An 18,045-nucleotide genomic window follows, 5' to 3' on the forward strand; every position below is an offset into this window, starting at 1 on the left:
TGTCTCAACCACGTGGGCCTTCGGTTACAGTCTTGAACAACGCGAAGGACCGCCGCATGCCGGGGGTCCTCGCGCACAAACGCACCGGCGCGCCATAGAGCGCGTGTGCCGGTGCCATACCGCTCATCCAGAGGGGCAGAGGGACACGGCCCGTTGAAGCCCCGGCAACCCTCCAGTCGGTTCTCGCGATGCGACAAGCATCCCGCGGGGCCCCGGCTAGGGAAGGTGCCAATTCCGTCTCATGGCGAAGTGCGCCATGGGGAAGATGAGGAGAAAGGGCCTCGCCATCATGGCTGCACAGACTGTTGCCACCTCTGTCGATCTCGGACCCGCCAACGCGCTTTCCTGTCGCGAGTGCGGTACCCGCTTCGACCTCGGACCCATCTTCGCGTGTGCCGAGTGCTTCGGCCCGCTGGAAGTCGCCTACGACCTCCCCGCCGGCGACCCCGAGGCCCTGCGCGCCGCGATCGAGGCCGGCCCCGCCAACATCTGGCGCTACGCGCCGCTGCTGCCGGTGCCCGCGGACGTGGCCTCCAAGCCCAGCCTGAACCCGGGCTTCACCAAGCTCGTGGACGCGGCGAACCTGGCCAAGGAGCTCGGCGTCACCGGCAAGCTCTACGTCAAGGACGACTCCGGCAACCCGACGCACTCCTTCAAGGACCGCGTCGTGGCCATCGCCGTCGAGGCGGCCCGCGCCTTCGGCTTCACCACCCTGTCCTGCTCCTCCACCGGCAACCTGGCCGGCGCGGTCGGCGCCGCGGCCGCCCGGGCCGGTTTCCGCTCCTGCGTGTTCATCCCGCACGACCTGGAGCAGGGCAAGGTCGTCATGGCCGGTGTCTACGGGGGCGACCTCGTCGGCATCGAGGGCAACTACGACGACGTGAACCGCTTCTGCTCCGAGCTCATCGGCGACCCGCTGGGCGAGGGCTGGGGCTTCGTCAACGTCAACCTGCGCCCGTACTACGGGGAGGGTTCCAAGACCCTGGCGTACGAGATCTGCGAGCAGCTCGGCTGGCAGCTGCCCGACCAGATCGTCATCCCCATCGCGTCCGGCTCGCAGCTGACGAAGATCGACAAGGGTCTGCAGGAGCTGATCAAGCTCGGCCTCGTCGAGGACAAGCCGTACAAGATCTTCGGCGCCCAGGCCGAGGGCTGCTCCCCGGTGTCGAGCGCCTTCAAGGCCGGTCACGACGTGGTCCGCCCGCAGAAGCCGAACACCATCGCCAAGTCCCTGGCGATCGGCAACCCGGCGGACGGTCCCTACGTACTGGACATCGCGCGGCGCACCGGCGGCTTCGTCGAGGACGTGACCGACGAGCAGGTCGTCGAGGCCATCAAGATCCTCGCGCAGACCGAGGGCATCTTCGCCGAGACCGCGGGCGGCGTGACCGTCGGCGTGACGAAGAAGCTCATCGAGAACGGGCAGCTCGACCCGGCGCTGACCACCGTCGTCCTGAACACCGGAGACGGCCTCAAAACCCTGGAGGCGGTGGCAGCGGACAGCGGCCAGACCGCCACCATCCGCCCGAGCCTGGACGCGTTCCGCGCCGCCGGCCTGGCCTGACCCTCCCTCCCGTACGACCGGAAAGGCAGTAGCGCCATGAGCGTCAACGTCCGCATCCCCACCATCCTGCGCACCTACACCGGCGGTCAGGCCGAGGTACCCGCCGAGGGCGCGACCCTCGCCGAGGTCATCGAGTCCCTGGAGCAGAACCACCCGGGCATCGCCGCCCGCGTCCTGGACGACCAGGGCAAGCTGCGCCGCTTCGTGAACGTCTACGTCAACGACGACGACGTGCGCTTCGAGGGCGGGCTGGAGGCGGCGACGCCGGACGGCGCGGGCGTCTCGATCATTCCGGCCGTCGCGGGCGGCTGACCGCAGCGGCGCGGCGCCGCGACGGGCACGCGAAACCGTAATTACCCCCTCCGTTAATAAGCGGAGGGGGTAATTCTGCTTGATTGGGCGCGGTAGAGTTGGGGAAGTCCCCTCCGCTGCTCTTGCCCGCTGCATATGAACGGGTCGCGTGAGGGTCGACATCGGGTCAATGTGCAAGTGCGGTATGGGGCTTTGGCGAGATATGCCGGGCCCGAGTTGCCCTGGAATATGCCAGATTTTCACTCTATTTCTATGTTTCCCCGTGTCCAGAATTCTCGTCGGATTGACCTGTTGCAGACAGCACCGGCGCGGATACATTCAGCCTCGGTCGACGCGTTCCGACGCAAGTGATGACCCGGGACCGCGAAGTGCGTTCCTGCGCAAGGGCCAGTAATAGGGGAGTTAGGCATGGCTCAGGGCACCGTCAAGTGGTTCAACGCGGAGAAGGGCTACGGCTTCATCGCGGTCGACGGTGGTGCGGATGTGTTCGTCCACTACAGCGCCATCCAGATGGACGGGTACCGCACCCTTGAAGAGGGTCAGCGGGTCGAGTTCGAGATCTCGCAGGGCCAGAAGGGTCCGCAGGCGGACATGGTCAAGCTCGCACTCGGCTAGTCCCGGCGCGATCGACCGCCCACGCGTACAGGAGGGGCCCACATCCCGGACCAGGGGTGTGGGCCCTTCGCGTGTCTGCGGCGCGTTCGCGGGGGTGTTGCCCCAAGCCGCTTGCACTCGCGGGGGTCGAGTGCTAATCATTGGCGTTAGCACTCTCCTGGTGAGAGTGCTACTGAACGAGGACCGGGTCGGTGAGGCCCGCAGGGTCCGGCGGGAAGGAACCGCCGGGCACGCAGGCCGTCCGTCGCGGGCGCGGGCGCGGTCCTGGGAGCAATCCACCGCTGTCCGGGAGGACCACTTCAGATGGCCAAGATCATTGCGTTCGACGAGGAGGCCCGGCGCGGTCTCGAGCGTGGGATGAACCAGCTCGCCGACGCCGTCAAGGTCACCCTTGGCCCCAAGGGTCGCAACGTCGTCCTTGAGAAGAAGTGGGGCGCCCCCACGATCACCAACGATGGTGTTTCCATCGCCAAGGAGATCGAGCTCGAGGACCCGTACGAGAAGATCGGCGCCGAGCTGGTCAAGGAAGTCGCCAAGAAGACGGACGACGTCGCCGGCGACGGTACGACCACCGCCACCGTGCTCGCCCAGGCGCTCGTCCGCGAGGGCCTGCGCAACGTGGCGGCCGGCGCCAACCCGATGGCCCTCAAGCGTGGCATCGAGAAGGCCGTCGAGGCCGTCTCGGGCGCCCTGCTCGAGCAGGCGAAGGATGTCGAGACCAAGGAGCAGATCGCTTCCACGGCCTCCATCTCCGCCGCTGACACCCAGATCGGCGAGCTCATCGCCGAGGCCATGGACAAGGTCGGCAAGGAAGGCGTCATCACCGTCGAGGAGTCGCAGACCTTCGGGCTCGAGCTCGAGCTCACCGAGGGCATGCGCTTCGACAAGGGCTACATCTCGGCGTACTTCGCCACCGACATGGAGCGTATGGAGGCGTCGCTCGACGACCCGTACATCCTGATCGTCAACTCCAAGATCGGCTCGGTCAAGGACCTGCTGCCGCTCCTGGAGAAGGTCATGCAGTCCGGCAAGCCGCTGCTGATCATCGCCGAGGACGTCGAGGGCGAGGCCCTGTCGACCCTGGTCGTCAACAAGATCCGTGGCACCTTCAAGTCCGTCGCCGTCAAGGCCCCGGGCTTCGGCGACCGCCGCAAGGCCATGCTCGGCGACATCGCCATCCTCACCGGTGGCACGGTCATCTCCGAGGAGGTCGGCCTCAAGCTCGAGAACGCCGGTCTCGACCTGCTCGGCCGCGCCCGCAAGGTCGTCATCACCAAGGACGAGACCACGATCGTCGACGGTGCCGGTGACAGCGACCAGGTCCAGGGTCGCGTCAACCAGATCCGTGCCGAGATCGAGAACTCCGACTCGGACTACGACCGCGAGAAGCTCCAGGAGCGCCTCGCGAAGCTGGCCGGCGGCGTGGCCGTCATCAAGGCCGGTGCCGCGACCGAGGTCGAGCTCAAGGAGCGCAAGCACCGCATCGAGGACGCCGTTCGCAACGCGAAGGCGGCCGTCGAGGAGGGCATCGTCGCCGGTGGTGGCGTGGCCCTGCTCCAGGCCTCCGCGGTCTTCGAGAAGCTCGAGCTCTCGGGTGACGAGGCGACCGGCGCCAACGCCGTGAAGCTCGCCCTCGAGGCCCCGCTCAAGCAGATCGCCGTCAACGGTGGTCTCGAGGGTGGCGTCGTCGTGGAGAAGGTCCGCAACCTGACGGTCGGCTGGGGCCTGAACGCCGCGACCGGCGAGTACGTCGACATGATCGCCGAGGGCATCATCGACCCGGCGAAGGTCACGCGCTCCGCGCTGCAGAACGCCGCGTCGATCGCCGCGCTGTTCCTGACCACCGAGGCCGTCATCGCCGACAAGCCGGAGAAGGCGTCTGCGGGCGCCCCGGGCGGCATGCCGGGCGGTGACATGGACTTCTGATCGACCCCCGGCTTCGGCCTTCCGGTTGATCGGCTGTTCTCGAACGAGGGCGGCACTCCCTGCGGGGGGTGCCGCCCTCGGGCGTTTTCGCCGGAGGCCGCCGCGCGGCGACGGGCGACCGGCCGCCGCCCGCGATGCGGGACCGGCCGACGTCCGCCCGCCCGACCTGCTTGACTGCCGGTATGAGTGAGGTGTTCATCAAGATCTGCGGGCTGCGGACCGCGCACGACGTCGACGTGGCCGTCGACGCCGGGGCGCATGCCGTCGGGTTCGTCTTCGCCCCCGGCAGCCCCCGTACCGTCGGGACCGCCACCGCGCGGGAGCTCGCCGCGCGGGTGCCGGCCGGGGTGCTCACCGTCGGGGTGTACCGCGGGCAGTCGCTGGACGAGGTGCGCCGGCTCACCGAGGAGAGCGGGGTCCGCGCCGTCCAGCTCCACGGGGACGAGGGCCCCGAGTACTACGAGGCCCTGCGCGCGCCCGGGCGGACGCTGATCCGGGCCACCGCCGAGCACGTGGCGCGCTGCGGGGAGCTGGGCGAGGACCTGCTGCTGCTCGACGCCCCCGACCCGGGCTCCGGAAAGCCGTGGAACTGGGGCTCCGCGGAGTTCACCGCGCCCGAGGGGCGGTGGCTGCTCGCGGGCGGCCTCACCCCCGCCACGGTCCGCCGGGCCGTCGAGGCCACCGGCGCCTGGGGCGTGGACGTCTCCAGCGGGGTGGAGCGGGAGCGCGGGGTCAAGTCCCCGGACCTGATCCGCGCCTTCATCGAAGCGGCCCGCGGACCGGGTTCCTCTCGCTGAGCGTGTTCGTACGATTACTCCCTGCGAGAACGTCGGCGTGGGCAGCTCCCCCGGGGGCAGAGGTACCCCATGGTCACGGACACGCTGGAATGGCTGCGGCGCCTGAGGCGCCGCTTCGCTCCGGGGGGTGGGGACGGCCGCGGACCGGTGCTGCCCGCACCCCGCCGCACCCTCGTCTTCACCGCCGACTTCACCTCCGCCACCCAGTGGGTCGCGGGCCGCTCCTGGGCCTATCCCGACGGCGGCCCCACCAACCCGGGGGACAACAAGCTCGACCACCTCGTCGACGACCCCGCCTACAGCCGCTCCGGTGTCTTCCGCGCGACGCCGCGCCCCGACGGCAACTGGGACACGGGCCTGCTCACCACCGAGGGCAGCGACGAGGGCTTCGCGCTGCGCACCGGCGACGTCCTGGAGGCGCGGGTGAAACTCCCCGTCGAGGTGGGGGCGTGGCCCGCGATCTGGACCTGGCGGGACGGCGACCAGGAGATCGACGTCTTCGAGTACCACCCCGACAACCCGGATCTGCTGGAGCTGTCGAACCACGTCCGCGAGGCCCACTGCTACCACCGCGACCCGTCGGTCCGGCCCGGGGCCTGGGTCGACCTCAAGGTGGAGTTCGGCCGGACCTCGGTCGTCTGGTGGGTCAACGGCGCCCGTGTCTTCGCGGACCACAAGGGCGTGGGCCGGTCCTGGTGGGCGTACCTCATCGTGAACCTGTCCGTGTCCGCCGGCCGCTACCACCCGGCGCCCGGGCCGGGGGTGACGGAGATGGCGTACGAGGTCTCGCAGCTGCGGGTGTACCGGCGCTGAGGGCTCCGGCCCGTCCCGTCAGGGCGCCCGCCAGATCGTCATGTCCGCGGTGACCAGGCCGGGCAGGTCCCGCCCCTTCACGATGCTCTTGGTCTGGATCACGAGCAGCGCGATGTCCCCCGACGGGTGCCGGACGCAGATCTCGCTGCCGGACGCCACCGCGGCCAGCGGCAGCGTGCGCTGCGTGCCGGCGTTCGTCAGCAGCCGGCACGCGTCGAAGCTGCCGGAGCCGGGGTCGCCGTAGAGCAGGGTGAACACGCTCGTGTCGCTGGCCAGCGAGCAGTTCCCCTTCCCCTCGCAGTCCATGCGGATGTCACCGGTTCGGTCCTGGCGCTTGACCGGGTCCTTGATGCCGATCGAGCTCTTCTCGTCCAGGAACACCAGCGGGTGGGGGACGGGCGTCGGCTGCTTGGACGGTTTGGGCGACGGCTTGGGCGATTTCTTGGGCGACGCCTTGGGCGCGCCCGAAGCGGAGGGGCCCGAGGACGTGGCGGGGGCCGCCCCCGCCCCGCGCATCCGGTTCGCCGCGTCCCTGACGGTCCAGGCCAGGCCGGTCAGCAGGACGGCCGACACCGTCACCACCGCGGTGGTGATCACCGCGGTACGCAGCCGGCGCCGGCGCTGTTCCTCCGGCGTGAGCGGCGCCGTCGGCGGCGGCTGCCAGACCATCGGCGTCGGCGGCTGCGGGGTCAGCGATCGGGTGTGAACGGAGGTGGGGTGCGGGACCGGAGCCGGGACCACCACTGCGGGCCCCCTCACCTCCCTCCAGACGGCCGGTCCGCCGCCCCCGTCGGCGTCCTTGCCCAGCCGCTGCCTGCACCACGCGACGATCTCCGCGGGGGTGGCCCGCTCCTGCGGCTCGGAGGCCAGGCAGCGGGCGATCAGCGGGCGCAGCGGCTCCGGCAGCCGCGACAGGTCGGGCTCGGAGTGCACGATCCGGAACAGCACGGTCATGGAGGGGCCGTCCCCGTACAGCGGCTCCCCCAGTGCGGCGAACGCCGCGGTCTGGCCCAGCGCGAACACGTCGCTGGCCGCCGTGACCTCGCCCGCCGTGGCCTGCTCGGGGGACATGTACTGGGGCGTGCCGATGGCACTGCCCGTGGCGGTGCCCGCGCTGGTGTCGGAGGCCAGCGAGATGCCGAAGTCGATGACGCGGGGCCCGTCGGCGGCCAGCAGGACGTTCGACGGCTTCAGGTCGCGGTGCACGATGCCCGCACCGTGGATGGCCTGCAGGGCCTCGGCCACTCCCGCCATCAGCCACAGCACCGCGGGCACCGGCAGCGGCCCGCGCCGCGCGACGGCCTCCGACAGCGAGGGCCCGGGCACGTACAGGGTGGCCAGCCAGGGCGGCGTCCCGTCCGCCTCGGCGTCGATCAGCTCGGCGGTGTACGCCCCCCGGACGCGCCGGGCCGCCTCCACCTCCCGGCGGAACCGCCGCCGGAACGCCGGGTCCTCGGCCAGTTCCGGCCGCACCACCTTGATGGCCACCGGGCGGCCGCCCTGCGTGTGGGACAGGTAGACGCGGCCCATGCCGCCCGCGCCGAGCCGGGCCGCGATGCGGTAGCCGGCCACGGTCTGCGGATCGTCGGCCCGCAGCGGCTGGAACGTCTCGGTCGCGCTGTTCATCGGTCTCCCCCCGATTCCCCCGATCAACCGACGAGTTGATCCGGTTCACCCTAAGCGGCGCGGGAGGCTCGGGACTGCCGGGGATCCGGCCGACTCACACGGCCGTACCGAAGGAGGAGGCGGCCCCGTCCTCTTCGACCGACTCCACGAGCGCGGTGGCCCGCAGGGCCTCGACCTGCTCGGGGGAGAGGCCGGCGGCGAAGCCGTTGGTCACGTCGCGGTAGACGTGGACCGGGGTGATGCCGTGGGCGTCCGCGACCACGGCCGGATCGAGGCCGCGCCGCACGATGACGATGTAGACCGGCCACTCGGCCGCCGGGGCGGACGCGGCGGCGGGTGCGGCGGAGGCGGGGGAGGCGGCGGAGGCGGGGGAGGCGTGGGCGGGCAGGGCGGGCAGGGCGGCCGCGGCGGCCAGTGCGGCGGCGACGACGGCCGTCGGCAGGCCCCGGTTCGGACGAGTGCGCATGACGGCGAGGCCATCACGCCCCGCCGGACCGGTCAACGACCCCCGGCGGTGTGGCGGACGCGGGTGGAAGTGCACAACGAGTGCGCCCCCCGGCGGATGCGCCGGCCGATCCCCGTACGGGTGAACTTGCCGGGGCCCGGCCGCCCTGTGCGGGGACGTTCCGGCAGGTGGCGGGTCCCGGGCGTCAACCGGCAGGAATCCTTTTTGCAGCGGCTGCGGAGTCCCCCGTCCGGCTGATGGCGGGCGCATCGGCCAAGCGGGCCGTGCTGTTTAAGTACCGGTCGGGGGGCGACCGATGAAGGGGACGGCCGCCCTCCGGAACGTGTTCCGCATCGCACGGGGCGGCTCCCTCGTGCCGACCGCCGACCTTCCCCCTCGGGAGTTCCCCTCATGCGTCTGATCGCACGCGTGGCAACCGCCGCCCTCATCGCCCTCACCCCGGTGGCCGCCGGTACGGCGTCCGCCGCCGTGCCCGAGCCGACCCCGGCACCGCTGCAGACCTCCGCCAACGCCGTGCCCGGGCAGTACATCGTGACCCTCGACAAGGGCGTGGACGCGGCCAAGCTGGCGGAGAAGCTGAAGCTGAAGCCGAAGCACGTCTACGGGTCGGCCATCAACGGCTTCGCGGCGCCCCTCACCGCACTCCAGCTGGACCTCGTCCGGATGAGCACCGGGGTGAAGGCGGTCGAGGAGGACACCAAGGTGGCGTCCGTGCCGCTGCCCGCCGCCCCGAGCACGAACAGGGCGCCCTCCTCGTCCTGGGGCCTGGACCGGATCGACCAGCGACAGCTGCCCCTGGACAACAACTTCACGGTCAACAGCAACGGCTCGGGAGTGACGGCGTTCATCCTCGACACCGGCATCGACTACAAGCACACCGAGTTCGGCGGTCGGGCGACCTTCGGATTCGACGCGATGCCGGACGCCGAGACCCAGCAGGGCCAGGACTGCAACGGCCACGGCACGCACGTCGCGGGCACCGTCGCGGGCTCCACGTACGGCGTCGCACGCAAGGCGAGCCTGGTCAGCGTGCGCGTCCTCGGGTGCGACGGCCGGGGCTCCTACGCCGGGATGATCGCCGGCATGGACTGGGTGGCCAAGAACGCCAAGCAGCCGGCCGTGCTGAACGGCTCCCTGGGCGGCCCGAGGTCGGACGCCCTCAACAACGCGGTCAACGCCCTGTCCGACGCGGGCGTCCTGCCGGTCATCGCGGCGGGCAACGACGCACAGGACGCCTGCAACGTCTCGCCCGCGTCCGCGACCCGCGTGATCACGGTGGCGGCCAGCAACCGCTGGGACGAGGAGACGTCCTTCTCCAACTGGGGAGCCTGCGTCTCCCTCTACGCACCCGGCCAGGACATCGTCTCCGCGAAGCTGGGCGGGGGCAGCGTGGCCCTGAACGGTACGTCCATGGCCGCGCCGCACGTCGCCGGTGTCGTCGCGCTCTACAAGCAGGCGCACCCGAACGAGCTCCCGGCGGACCTCGCGAACTTCCTGGGCGAGAAGTCCACCAAGGACGCACTGACCGCGGTCAGCAAGAGCACGCCGAACCAGCTGCTGTTCACCGGGGGCGTCTGACCGGTCAGAGCGCCCTGACGAACGCGGCCCAGGCCCGCGCGTGGAACACCACGTGCGGGCCTTCGGGCTGCTTGGAGTCCCTGACGGGGACGAGGTCGGGGTGACCGTCGGCGACTTCGAGGCAGTTGCCGCCGCTCCCGTCGCTGTAGGTCGACTTGCGCCAGGTGGCCATCTCCAGGCAGTCGCCGCCGGTGCCGTCGCTGTAGCTGGACTTGTGCCAGATCGCCGCTGACAGGTCGTTCTCAGGTGTGCTGATCATGTGCGTAATCCTCCGCGACGGACTCGATCAGGGCCAGTGAGTGGCTGGGTGACAGCGCGCTCGCCGTGAGGAGATCGTAGGCCAGGGCATGCTGGGCGACCTCGGCCGGATCGTCCAACAGCCGTCCAGTTCCATTGCCTTCGATGTAGGCGAGCGGGGGAGCGTCCTTGAAGGCCATCAGCTTGAGGGCACCGCCCATGGACGCGTGGGCTCCTGCACTGAACGGGAGCACTTGGACGATGATCCTCCGTGACCGGATCAGGGCAGCGATATGGCGCAGGGATTCGGCCATTACGGCCTTGCTGCCGACCACGCGCCGAAGGACCGCCTCGTCCAGCACACACCACAACAAGGGCGTTGTGGGATCGGAGAGGAGCGAGGCCCGCGCCAGCCGGTTCTCGGTCAGCTCGTCGATGGCGGCCTGCGGTGCCGTGGGCTGGTAGGCGTGGAAGACCTCGCGGGCGTACGCCTCTGTCTGGAGCAGGCCCGGGATCAGGAGGGGTGCGTACTCGCGGATGGCCTTCGCCTCCGCCTCTGCCTCGGCCGCCTCCGCGAAGTGGTCGGGGTATTTGGACTTGGCCACCGCCGCGCAGTTGCGGACGAAGAACCCACCGGTGTTGAGGATCTCGTCTATCGGCTTGGCGAGTTCGAGGGGGATGCGCCGGGTACCGGCTTCCATCTGGCCGACGTACGAACCGCTCACGAAGAGCGGTTCGCCGAGCTCCACCTGGCTGAGGCCGGCCCGCTCGCGGGCGACGCGGAGTTCGGCGCCGAGCAGGGCGCGGGGTGAGGAGGAGGGGTCGAGGTTCTTTCCTGCCATGACAACTCCCGGTCCAACAGATGCGTTTGCTGGGTGGCCCTGGTTGAAAGGCTAGCGAGAGGGTCGCCACTCTGAGTAGAGAAGCCGAACACTCAGAGTAGAAAGGTGACATGTCATGGTGATGACGGCGAAGGAGCGCCTGCTCGCGGCCGAGGAGGCCGTGCGGCAGTTGAAGGGCGCGCTGGCCGGGGCCGGGGTGGTCTTCCCGTCGCTGGGCGTCGATCAGGTCTCCGCGGCCGGTTCGTACGGGCTGCCCCTGGTCGACCTCGGCCGCTGCAACGTCGACACCGCGCTCCGGCTGGCCGCCGTGCTCCACGAGCGGGCCCGCGCGTGAGCGAGGCGGTGGAGGCCGCGGAGTTCGGCTTCGAACTCGGCTGGAAGCTCCACGCCCTGGAAGCCGCACTGGTCGGCGTCAGCGGCGGGTGGAAGCGCACGGGCCTGGGACTGTCCGTACGGGTGCGGCGCGACGGGGGCAGTGGGCTGTGGACCGCCGTCGGGGACGACGGGAGCCGGCGGGCGGCGCGCTCGGCCGACACGGCGGACGGGGCGACCGCGCTGGTCCATGAGGCCTTCGGGTCGGTGGGGCAGCCGCCCCCGCCGCCGGGCCGGCAACGGTTCACGCTGGTCCACTGTCCGGTCGGCGAGCACGCGGGGTTCGACGACCCTCGCTACGAGGGCCTCAAGGCGGGGCCGCCGCAGGGGTGCGTGGCCGAGGACGTCGGCGGGTACTTCGGGCTCCGCTGCGAGCGGCCGGGCGCGCGGCTGCTGGATGCCGTCGCCGAGACCTGCCGGGAGGTCCGGGCCGAGCACGGGCTGCTCATGTCCGACCTCGGCATCGAGAAGCTGGGGGAGTGGTCGCAGGACGGTACCGACGGCTGGGGCGCCGAAATCGTGGGCCAGCTGCTGCTGATGGCCGCCGAGCGCGGCCCCAAGCTCGGCTACAGCGCCGACGACCTCGTGCGGTTCCTGCGTACGGCGGCCGGCTGAGCCGAATTCAGCTGGTGATGCGTTCGCCGTCGTGCTTGCCGCCTTCACAGACGTACTGGCCGGTGACGGAGTCGTACTCCACCGTTCCCTTCGTGGACTCGCACGTCGGTCCCGGGACGGCCGGTACGGCTGACTGCGCAACGGGGACCGCGGCGCCGAGGGCGGCCAGGACCAGCGCGGCGGTGAACGCGAGCATTCGGGTACGCATGGGAACTCCTCTGGGGCGGGCGATACCAACGCGTCGACACCAGCCTCCCTCTGCGGCGCAGCGTGCGCACCCCGGTGGGGGGGCGCACAAGGGGGCGCACGAGAGGCGCCGCCTGCGATCGAGCAGCAGGCTGGTGTTATGGCGAACACGCCCGAGGTAGTCGTCGGGGCGCCTGAAGACCTCGGCTTGCGGCAGGTTTCGGTCGACGGCAGGCGCGTGGGCAAGGCCCGGTCCCTCAGGGAGCTCCGCAGGATCCTGGACCGCGCCGGTGTGCCGCCCGGGCACGAGATGCAGTGGCTCGGCGGGGACGGCACCGTCTGGCCGGACCAGGCGTGGGTGCGGCGCACCATCTGCCTCTTCATGGTCCTCGGCCTCGCCGCGACGGCGTGGCCGCTCTTCCGGATCGGCATGTCGGACAGCGGCGACGCCCTCACGTACGGCGGGCGGATCGCGGGGCTCACCATCCTCGTCGTGGCCCTGGTGGAGACGTTGGCGGTGGTGGCCGCCCTCGACTACTGGACCAAGCGCCGGTGGGGTTACTCGGGAGTGGTCGTCCTGATCGGGGTCGTGATCTCCCTCCTCTGCAGCGTCACCCTGCTCCTGCTGCAGGTCGGCGAGCGGTTCACCGGCTACACCGTGGTCGGGATCGTCCTCGGCGTCTGGTCCTTGGTGGCCCTGTTCGGTCTGTTCAAATGCGGGGCGTGGAGGGGGCTCCGGATTCCCAGGAAGATCGCGATCGGGGTCGTCATTTCCACCCTTCTCGCCGCCGCCAACCTTGCCTACGCGCAGATCTACGTTCCCTATGTGACGACGCCGCTGATCCAGAGCGGGGCTGCGTTCAAGGAGTCGAACATGGAAAAGGGGGCGAAGGAGGTGTATCTGACGGTCCATCTGTACGTGAAGAACGCCGGCCAGGTGCCCGTCTACATCCTCGGCAGCATCTACTGGATCCACGGTGGGCCCGCGAACAGCAAGTCCGATGTCAGGCCTGCCGGAACCGAACTGCTCTACGTGGGCGAGTTCGTCACGCCCGTGGGCCGCGTGCTGAATCCGGGGGAAGAGGTCTCCCAGGACGCGGTCATCGAGGTGAAGGGCACCGATCCCCACACATACGAGGCGATCAGGGCGCGCACCGAGGTGTACGTGATCAGGAAAGACAGGATGAAGATGAGCGCGGACTACGAGCGCTCCCTGGTGGAGGGCAAGGCCCTCGAGGAGGACTGCCAGCCGGGGGATCCGGCCGGGGCGACGTCCAGGTACCGGACCGGGATCTCGAACAGCAGTGAAATCCTGAACGTGACCCGCGGCCCGCAGCGCGTCACGGTGTGGAGGGTGGGAGGCAAGGAGCCGCACGTCGTGGTGGACGTGTCGCCGCCGGGTGAGCGCATACCGTACGACGGCAGGAACCCCATCGCGAACGAGAAGGCCAGCGAGCGGTACGGACTGACGCAGGTGCGCGGCGCCATCGCCCAGACGCCCTACCGGGAGCTCCTGGAAAAGGCCGGCTCGACCGGGAAGGGCGAGAGCGCGGCACCGACCCCGCCCCCGACCACGGAACCGAGCCCGGCCACGTGACGGGGCAGGGCCTCGAGCAGCCGCGGGGTCAGGTCAGGGCCGGTTCCTTGGCCGGGTCGGTGGTGGCTGCCGTGGTGTCGGGCTGCGGGTCGGTGTTCAGGTCGGTCAGCATCTGCCGGGTGAAGCCGAAGAAGTACGTGGCGAGGAAGCCCACCAGGTAGCCGACCGCCAGGCCGCCCGCGTAGAGGGCGAGGGTCGCGCCCGGCCCCGACGTGCCGTTCAGGAGCGGGAACAGGGCCCAGCCGGAGGGGCCGATGGCGGTGGAGCCGAAGGCCGCGCCGAGCTGGTTGAAGAGTCCGATGAAGGCCCCGCCGGCCGCGCCGCCGACGCAGGCGGTCACGAACGGGCGGCCGAGGGGGAGGGAGACCCCGTAGATCAAGGGTTCACCCACGCCCAGGAAGCCCGCCGGGAGCGCGGACCGGATGGTGGTGCGCAGCGAGCCGTTGCGCGGGAGCCGGCAGTAGACCGCGACGGCCGCACCGACCTGGCCGGCGCCCGCCATGGCGAGGATGGGCAGCAGGACCGTGTAGCCGGACTGTTCGATGAGCGTGGTGTGGAGCGGGATGAGGGCCTGGTGCAGGCCCAGCATGACCAGGGGGAGGAAGAGGCCGCCCAGGACCAGGCCCGCGAAGGCGCCGCCGGTGGCGAGCAGCCGGGTGGCGAACGTACCGATGGCGGCGGAGGCCTCCCCGGCGAGGAACATCAGGCCGAAGAGGGTGACCAGGCCCGAGACCAGGACGGTGAGGGTGGGGGTGACGAGCACGTCCAGGGCCTCGGGGACCCACCTGCGGCACCACTTCTCGACGTACACCGCGAGCACGGCCGCGGCGAGCGCCCCGAGGACGCCGCCCTGGCCGGGCCTGAGCTCCTGGCCGAACGCGGTGATCTTCGCGACGCCGGGGAAGACGATGATCGCGGCGACCGCGCCGCCGAGGACGGGCGTACCGCCGAACTCCTTGGCGGTGTTGTACCCGACGAAGACGGCGATCAGCGACATGAAGCCGGAGGCGATGGCGGCGAGCGCCGGGACCACGCCGGGCAGCCAGCCCGCGTTCGTCAGAAGGCCGTTCAGCCCGGCGATGATCCCGCAGCCGATGAGCGCCGGGATCAGCGGGACGAAGATGTTCGCGATGCGGCGCAGGAACAGCTTGAAGGGGGTCGCGTTGCGGGCCTTCCGGGCCTCCTTCAACGCGGCTCCCCGGGCGGCCAGTTCGTCCGCCGTGACCGGGTGGGGCGCGGCGGCCGTGCGGGCGTCCTCGACCAGCGCCTCGAACTCCGGGGTGACGCGGGCGACCGTACCCGGGCCCAGCACGATCTGGTACGTGTCGTCCTCGACCACGCCCAGGACCGCGGGCAGCGCCCGCAGGGCCTCGTCGTCGACCAGCGCACGGTCCAGCAGGCCGATGCGCAGCCTGGTCATGCAGTGCGCGATGGATGCGATGTTGTCCGGGCCGCCGACCAGGGGAAGGATCGCGGCGGCTGTGGCGCGGTTCTTGTCAGTGGACATGTGGGGGTCGCCTTGCCGTAGGGGGTGGGGTCAGCGGATCCGGGCGGGGGCCGCGGCGAGGGCCGCGCGCAGGTGGCCCCCCGAAGCGGTGAGCAGCTCGGCGGCCTGCGGGCCGTCGACGCCGCCGAGGACGACGAGGATGGCGTGCTTGACCTCGCCGCCGGTGGCGGTCAGCGCCGCCTCGATCTCCGCGTCGGACGCGCCGGTGGCCAGGGCCACGATGCGGCGGGCGCGGGCGCGCAGCTTCTCGTTCGAGGAGCGCATGTCGACCATCAGGTTCCCGTACGTCTTCCCGAGCCGGATCATCGTGATCGTCGAGATGAGGTTGAGCACGAGCTTCTGCGCCGTACCCGCCTTCAGGCGGGTCGAGCCGGTGAGCAGTTCGGGGCCGACGACGACCTCGATGCCGTGGTCGGCGGCCGCGGTGAGCGCGGAGCCGGCGTTGCAGGACAGCCCGACGGTGAGCGCGCCGCGCGTACGGGCGAACGCGACGGCGCCGATCGCGTACGGGGTGCGGCCGGAGGCGGAGATGCCGACGACGGTGTCGTGCGGACCGATCCCCAGCGCGGTGAGGTCCTCGGCGGCCAGCTCCCCGGAGTCCTCGGCGCCTTCGACGGACGTGACCAGGGCGCCGGGGCCGCCCGCGATGAGGCCGACGACGTCGGCCGGGTCGGTGTTGAAGGTGGGCGGGCACTCGCTGGCGTCCAGGACGCCCATCCGGCCGGCGGTTCCGGCGCCCGCGTAGACGAGGCGGCCGCCGCGGGCCATCCGCTCCGCGATCGCGTCGATCGCGGCGGCGATCGGCGGCAGCTGCGCGGCGACGGCGGCCGCAACGGTGGCGTCCTCGGCGTTCATCGTGCGGGCGATGTCCAGGGTGGACAGCCGGTCGATCTCCGCCAGTTCGGGACGGTAGGCCTCGGTGGTCAGCGTCTCCAGCTGGGCGCGGAGGGCGGCGTACGCGGTCATGGGCGGGACTCCTGACGTGGTGCGGGCGCGGCTGCGGGCCGTTCAGCGGGCGGTGTGGCGGTGGGCGAGGGCCTCGTAGGAGGCGGCGAGGGCGGGGGCGGCGGTCTCGTACGTCTGCTGCGCCACAGCGACGAAGAGGCAGTCGACGACGAGGAGTTGGCTGGTGCGGCTGGACATGGCCGCCGGGCGCAGCTGGGTCTCGCGGGCGGCGGAGGTGGCCAGGACCAGGTCGGCGTAGTGGGCGACGGGGGCGTTCGGGCGGCCGGTGAGGGCGACGGTGGTGGCGCCGCGCTCGAAGGCTGTGCGCAGGGGCTCGATCACGTCGCCGGTGGATCCGGAGTGCGTGATCGCGACGGCGACGTCGCCGGGGCGCAGCTGGACGGCGTTGGTGACGGCGAGGTGGGGGTCGCTGTGGGCGTGCGCGACCAGGCCGATGCGCAGCAGCTTCTGGGCGAGGTCCTGGCCGACGAGGGCGGAGGCGCCGATGCCGTAGATGTCGATCCGGCGGGCGGTCGCGAGGGCGGTGACGGCGGCGGCCAGCTGGGTCAGGTCGAGTGCGGCGGCGGTGTCGGCGAGGGTCTGCGCCTCCTCGCGGGCGAGTTTGGCGACGACGTCGGCGAGCGGGTCGTCGACGGCTATGTCGACGGTGACGGCGGGGGCGGCGCCGGACTCCTGCTGTGCGGCGAGGGCGGCCAGCGCCAGGCGCAGGTCCCGGTAGCCGGGGTAGCCGAGGAGGCGGGCGGTGCGGACGACGGTGGCCTCGCTCGTGCCGGTGCGCGCGGCGAGGGCGGAGACGGTGAGCCGGGCACAGCCGGCCGGGTCGGCGGCGACGGCCTCGGCGACGGCCTGCACGGAGCGGGTCATGGAGGGTCCGAGGCCGCGCACGCGCGCCCGCAGGGCGTGGGCCGGCGGGGCGGGCGGGGTGGGCGAGCCGGGGCGGGGGCCGCGGGTGGGACCGGCCGCCGTGGGCGCGGACGCGCCGGGCCGGGCCGCTTCATGGGCGGTGGGCGCGGCCGGGGCGGCCGGGGCGGTGGGCGCCGACTCGGCCGGGTGGGTCGGGGCCGCCCGCGCCCGCGCCGCCCGGCCCCGCGCCGGGGTCCGCCCGGTGCTGTCGGACGTCGCCGCCGATGACGGGCTGAAAGTTTCCTTCGGTTGCTCGCTCACGTGTGAAATCTATTTTCGGCCGGGGTGGGGGGCAAGGCGCCACAAGGCCCCGGAAAGAGGACCTTCGCCACCGGGGCCACACGGGTCCACAATGAGCCCATGGACCACGCGACCCCCCTGGAACAGGCGCTGCACGTCGCCCGTGCACTTGTTCTCGCCGATCTCGCTGCCGGCGAGGTCGCCGATGCCGACGTCGTCTCCCTCGTCGAGGACTCGGTCACGCACCGCCGGTGGTGGGTGGAGCAGTGGCCGGAGGGGGTCGGCTACCTTGCCGGACTCGTCGCCCAGGACGTGCAGGACGCGCTCCTGGAGAAGTACGGGCGCTGGCCGCTGTGCCCGGTCTGCGCGCACGGCGAGCCGCACGCGCTGGACGTGGAGCCGGAACTGGGACCCGACCCGCACTGGGTCTGCTCGGAGGCGGGCGTGCGCGTGGCGGCGGTGGGCGGCCTCGGCCCGGTCCTGCGCCCGTGACCGTCTACATCGACCCGCCGACCTGGCCGGGTCATGGCCGCATGTGGTCGCACCTGGTCAGCGACGTCTCGTACGAGGAGCTGCACGCGTTCGCGGCGGCCATCGGCTGCCCGCCCCGCGCCTTCGAACGGGACCACTACGACGTCCCCTCCCACCGCTACGCGGCCGCGGTCGAGGCGGGGGCGGTGGAGATAGGCAGCAAGGAACTCGTCCGCCGCATCACCGAGGCCGGCCTGCGCCGCCCGAAGGGACGGGCGCAGGCGTAGGGCGGGGTGATGCGGCAGGGGCCCTAGGGCGTGTCTGACGGAGGTCCGTGGTGAAGGAGCGGTGTCCGGTGCGTGCTCTCGGCGTGCCGGCCGGATGCCCCCGTACTGGACGTACTTGGGCTTTC

The 18,045-nt window shown here is 71.6% G+C and carries 20 protein-coding genes and 1 riboswitch; of the genes, 12 read left to right on the top strand and 8 right to left on the bottom strand.

Annotated elements, in window-relative coordinates:
• Nucleotides 1–120: 120 nt before the first annotated feature.
• Nucleotides 121–272: riboswitch (SAM riboswitch) on the top strand.
• From thrC to AB0D44_RS15425, 6 genes are all read left to right on the top strand, one after another.
• A complete protein-coding gene (thrC, locus tag AB0D44_RS15400) occupies nt 266–1,564 on the top strand; it encodes a threonine synthase (protein ID WP_362590044.1) in 1,299 nt (432 codons plus the stop codon). It overlaps the preceding riboswitch by 7 nt.
• 36 nt (nt 1,565–1,600) lie before the next feature.
• Nucleotides 1,601–1,876, top strand: a complete 276-nt coding sequence (locus AB0D44_RS15405; protein WP_362590047.1) for a MoaD/ThiS family protein — start codon at nt 1,601–1,603, stop codon at nt 1,874–1,876.
• A gap of 408 nt (nt 1,877–2,284) precedes the next feature.
• Nucleotides 2,285–2,491, top strand: coding sequence for a cold-shock protein (locus tag AB0D44_RS15410; RefSeq protein ID WP_030009783.1), 207 nt, complete (start codon nt 2,285–2,287; stop codon nt 2,489–2,491).
• A 303-nt stretch (nt 2,492–2,794) separates the two neighbouring features.
• Complete coding sequence (gene groL / locus AB0D44_RS15415; RefSeq protein ID WP_362590050.1) at nt 2,795–4,417, top strand: chaperonin GroEL; 1,623 nt, start codon at nt 2,795–2,797, stop codon at nt 4,415–4,417.
• Nucleotides 4,418–4,599: 182 nt separating this feature from the next.
• The gene (locus AB0D44_RS15420) at nt 4,600–5,214 is read left to right on the top strand and encodes a phosphoribosylanthranilate isomerase (protein ID WP_362590053.1); all 615 of its coding nucleotides are present in this window, start codon (nt 4,600–4,602) and stop codon (nt 5,212–5,214) included.
• Between the two features lie 69 nt (nt 5,215–5,283).
• Nucleotides 5,284–6,027: a beta-glucanase gene (locus AB0D44_RS15425; RefSeq protein WP_362590055.1), complete on the top strand. Its 744-nt coding sequence runs from the start codon at nt 5,284–5,286 to the stop codon at nt 6,025–6,027.
• Nucleotides 6,028–6,045: 18 nt separating this feature from the next.
• Here AB0D44_RS15425 and AB0D44_RS15430 read toward each other — a convergent pair whose 3' ends face one another.
• Together AB0D44_RS15430 and AB0D44_RS15435 are read right to left on the bottom strand one after the other, a co-directional pair.
• Nucleotides 6,046–7,653 carry a serine/threonine-protein kinase gene (locus AB0D44_RS15430; RefSeq protein ID WP_362590058.1) on the bottom strand — a complete coding sequence of 536 codons (1,608 nt, stop codon included), beginning with the start codon at nt 7,651–7,653 and terminating at the stop codon, nt 6,046–6,048.
• A 94-nt stretch (nt 7,654–7,747) separates the two neighbouring features.
• A complete protein-coding gene (locus tag AB0D44_RS15435) occupies nt 7,748–8,119 on the bottom strand; it encodes a protease inhibitor I9 family protein (RefSeq protein WP_362590061.1) in 372 nt (123 codons plus the stop codon).
• Between the two features lie 390 nt (nt 8,120–8,509).
• Between AB0D44_RS15435 and AB0D44_RS15440 the strand changes: the two genes are divergently transcribed.
• Nucleotides 8,510–9,697 carry a S8 family peptidase gene (locus AB0D44_RS15440; RefSeq protein ID WP_362590064.1) on the top strand — a complete coding sequence of 396 codons (1,188 nt, stop codon included), beginning with the start codon at nt 8,510–8,512 and terminating at the stop codon, nt 9,695–9,697.
• Between the two features lie 4 nt (nt 9,698–9,701).
• Here AB0D44_RS15440 and AB0D44_RS15445 read toward each other — a convergent pair whose 3' ends face one another.
• Nucleotides 9,702–9,956: a DUF397 domain-containing protein gene (locus AB0D44_RS15445; RefSeq protein ID WP_362590067.1), complete on the bottom strand. Its 255-nt coding sequence runs from the start codon at nt 9,954–9,956 to the stop codon at nt 9,702–9,704.
• Nucleotides 9,940–10,776: a helix-turn-helix transcriptional regulator gene (locus tag AB0D44_RS15450; RefSeq protein WP_362590070.1), complete on the bottom strand. Its 837-nt coding sequence runs from the start codon at nt 10,774–10,776 to the stop codon at nt 9,940–9,942. Before AB0D44_RS15450 ends, AB0D44_RS15445 begins: the two co-directional genes overlap by 17 nt.
• Before the next feature lie 115 nt (nt 10,777–10,891).
• On the opposite strand from AB0D44_RS15450, the gene AB0D44_RS15455 reads away from it, so the two are divergent.
• Both AB0D44_RS15455 and AB0D44_RS15460 read left to right on the top strand, forming a co-directional pair.
• Nucleotides 10,892–11,110 carry a hypothetical protein gene (locus AB0D44_RS15455; RefSeq protein WP_362590072.1) on the top strand — a complete coding sequence of 73 codons (219 nt, stop codon included), beginning with the start codon at nt 10,892–10,894 and terminating at the stop codon, nt 11,108–11,110.
• Nucleotides 11,107–11,763 carry a hypothetical protein gene (locus tag AB0D44_RS15460; protein WP_362590075.1) on the top strand — a complete coding sequence of 219 codons (657 nt, stop codon included), beginning with the start codon at nt 11,107–11,109 and terminating at the stop codon, nt 11,761–11,763. The genes AB0D44_RS15455 and AB0D44_RS15460 overlap by 4 nt, the downstream gene beginning before the upstream one ends.
• Before the next feature lie 7 nt (nt 11,764–11,770).
• Here the strand turns inward: AB0D44_RS15460 and AB0D44_RS15465 are convergent, their stop codons facing one another.
• Nucleotides 11,771–11,971, bottom strand: a complete 201-nt coding sequence (locus AB0D44_RS15465) for a hypothetical protein (protein WP_362590077.1) — start codon at nt 11,969–11,971, stop codon at nt 11,771–11,773.
• A 138-nt stretch (nt 11,972–12,109) separates the two neighbouring features.
• Here AB0D44_RS15465 and AB0D44_RS15470 point away from each other — a divergent pair, with 138 nt between their 5' ends.
• Entirely contained in the window at nt 12,110–13,546 is a 1,437-nt protein-coding gene (locus AB0D44_RS15470) for a hypothetical protein (protein WP_362590080.1), read from the top strand.
• A gap of 28 nt (nt 13,547–13,574) precedes the next feature.
• On the opposite strand, the gene AB0D44_RS15475 is transcribed toward AB0D44_RS15470, so the two are convergent.
• Genes AB0D44_RS15475 through AB0D44_RS15485 form a run of 3 tightly spaced genes read right to left on the bottom strand, consistent with a single transcriptional unit; the run spans nt 13,575 to nt 16,916 of the window.
• Nucleotides 13,575–15,053, bottom strand: coding sequence for a PTS transporter subunit EIIC (locus AB0D44_RS15475; protein WP_362590083.1), 1,479 nt, complete (start codon nt 15,051–15,053; stop codon nt 13,575–13,577).
• Between the two features lie 30 nt (nt 15,054–15,083).
• The gene (gene murQ, locus AB0D44_RS15480; protein ID WP_362590086.1) at nt 15,084–16,019 is read right to left on the bottom strand and encodes an N-acetylmuramic acid 6-phosphate etherase; all 936 of its coding nucleotides are present in this window, start codon (nt 16,017–16,019) and stop codon (nt 15,084–15,086) included.
• A 42-nt stretch (nt 16,020–16,061) separates the two neighbouring features.
• Entirely contained in the window at nt 16,062–16,916 is an 855-nt protein-coding gene (locus tag AB0D44_RS15485) for a MurR/RpiR family transcriptional regulator (RefSeq protein ID WP_362590112.1), read from the bottom strand.
• 366 nt (nt 16,917–17,282) lie between these two features.
• Here AB0D44_RS15485 and AB0D44_RS15490 point away from each other — a divergent pair, with 366 nt between their 5' ends.
• Nucleotides 17,283–17,654: a hypothetical protein gene (locus tag AB0D44_RS15490; RefSeq protein ID WP_362590088.1), complete on the top strand. Its 372-nt coding sequence runs from the start codon at nt 17,283–17,285 to the stop codon at nt 17,652–17,654.
• The gene (locus tag AB0D44_RS15495; protein WP_362590091.1) at nt 17,651–17,920 is read left to right on the top strand and encodes a DUF4031 domain-containing protein; all 270 of its coding nucleotides are present in this window, start codon (nt 17,651–17,653) and stop codon (nt 17,918–17,920) included. Before AB0D44_RS15490 ends, AB0D44_RS15495 begins: the two co-directional genes overlap by 4 nt.
• Nucleotides 17,921–18,045: the final 125 nt, after the last annotated feature.

Source organism: Streptomyces sp. NPDC048349 (genome assembly GCF_040651925.1).
GTDB lineage: Bacteria > Actinomycetota > Actinomycetes > Streptomycetales > Streptomycetaceae > Streptomyces.

Excerpts from the sequence above, each read along its gene's own strand:
- AB0D44_RS15445 (WP_362590067.1), bottom strand. The coding sequence starts at position 9,956 with ATGATCAGCACACCTGAGAACGACCTGTCAGCGGCGATCTGGCACAAG.
- AB0D44_RS15435 (WP_362590061.1), bottom strand. The coding sequence starts at position 8,119 with ATGCGCACTCGTCCGAACCGGGGCCTGCCGACGGCCGTCGTCGCCGCC.
- thrC (WP_362590044.1), top strand. The coding sequence starts at position 266 with ATGAGGAGAAAGGGCCTCGCCATCATGGCTGCACAGACTGTTGCCACC.
- groL (WP_362590050.1), top strand. The coding sequence starts at position 2,795 with ATGGCCAAGATCATTGCGTTCGACGAGGAGGCCCGGCGCGGTCTCGAG.
- AB0D44_RS15420 (WP_362590053.1), top strand. The coding sequence starts at position 4,600 with ATGAGTGAGGTGTTCATCAAGATCTGCGGGCTGCGGACCGCGCACGAC.
- AB0D44_RS15450 (WP_362590070.1), bottom strand. The coding sequence starts at position 10,776 with ATGGCAGGAAAGAACCTCGACCCCTCCTCCTCACCCCGCGCCCTGCTC.
- AB0D44_RS15430 (WP_362590058.1), bottom strand. The coding sequence starts at position 7,653 with ATGAACAGCGCGACCGAGACGTTCCAGCCGCTGCGGGCCGACGATCCG.
- AB0D44_RS15410 (WP_030009783.1), top strand. The coding sequence starts at position 2,285 with ATGGCTCAGGGCACCGTCAAGTGGTTCAACGCGGAGAAGGGCTACGGC.
- AB0D44_RS15455 (WP_362590072.1), top strand. The coding sequence starts at position 10,892 with ATGGTGATGACGGCGAAGGAGCGCCTGCTCGCGGCCGAGGAGGCCGTG.
- AB0D44_RS15440 (WP_362590064.1), top strand. The coding sequence starts at position 8,510 with ATGCGTCTGATCGCACGCGTGGCAACCGCCGCCCTCATCGCCCTCACC.
- AB0D44_RS15465 (WP_362590077.1), bottom strand. The coding sequence starts at position 11,971 with ATGCGTACCCGAATGCTCGCGTTCACCGCCGCGCTGGTCCTGGCCGCC.
- AB0D44_RS15475 (WP_362590083.1), bottom strand. The coding sequence starts at position 15,053 with ATGTCCACTGACAAGAACCGCGCCACAGCCGCCGCGATCCTTCCCCTG.
- murQ (WP_362590086.1), bottom strand. The coding sequence starts at position 16,019 with ATGACCGCGTACGCCGCCCTCCGCGCCCAGCTGGAGACGCTGACCACC.
- AB0D44_RS15470 (WP_362590080.1), top strand. The coding sequence starts at position 12,110 with ATGGCGAACACGCCCGAGGTAGTCGTCGGGGCGCCTGAAGACCTCGGC.
- AB0D44_RS15425 (WP_362590055.1), top strand. The coding sequence starts at position 5,284 with ATGGTCACGGACACGCTGGAATGGCTGCGGCGCCTGAGGCGCCGCTTC.
- AB0D44_RS15490 (WP_362590088.1), top strand. The coding sequence starts at position 17,283 with ATGGACCACGCGACCCCCCTGGAACAGGCGCTGCACGTCGCCCGTGCA.
- AB0D44_RS15405 (WP_362590047.1), top strand. The coding sequence starts at position 1,601 with ATGAGCGTCAACGTCCGCATCCCCACCATCCTGCGCACCTACACCGGC.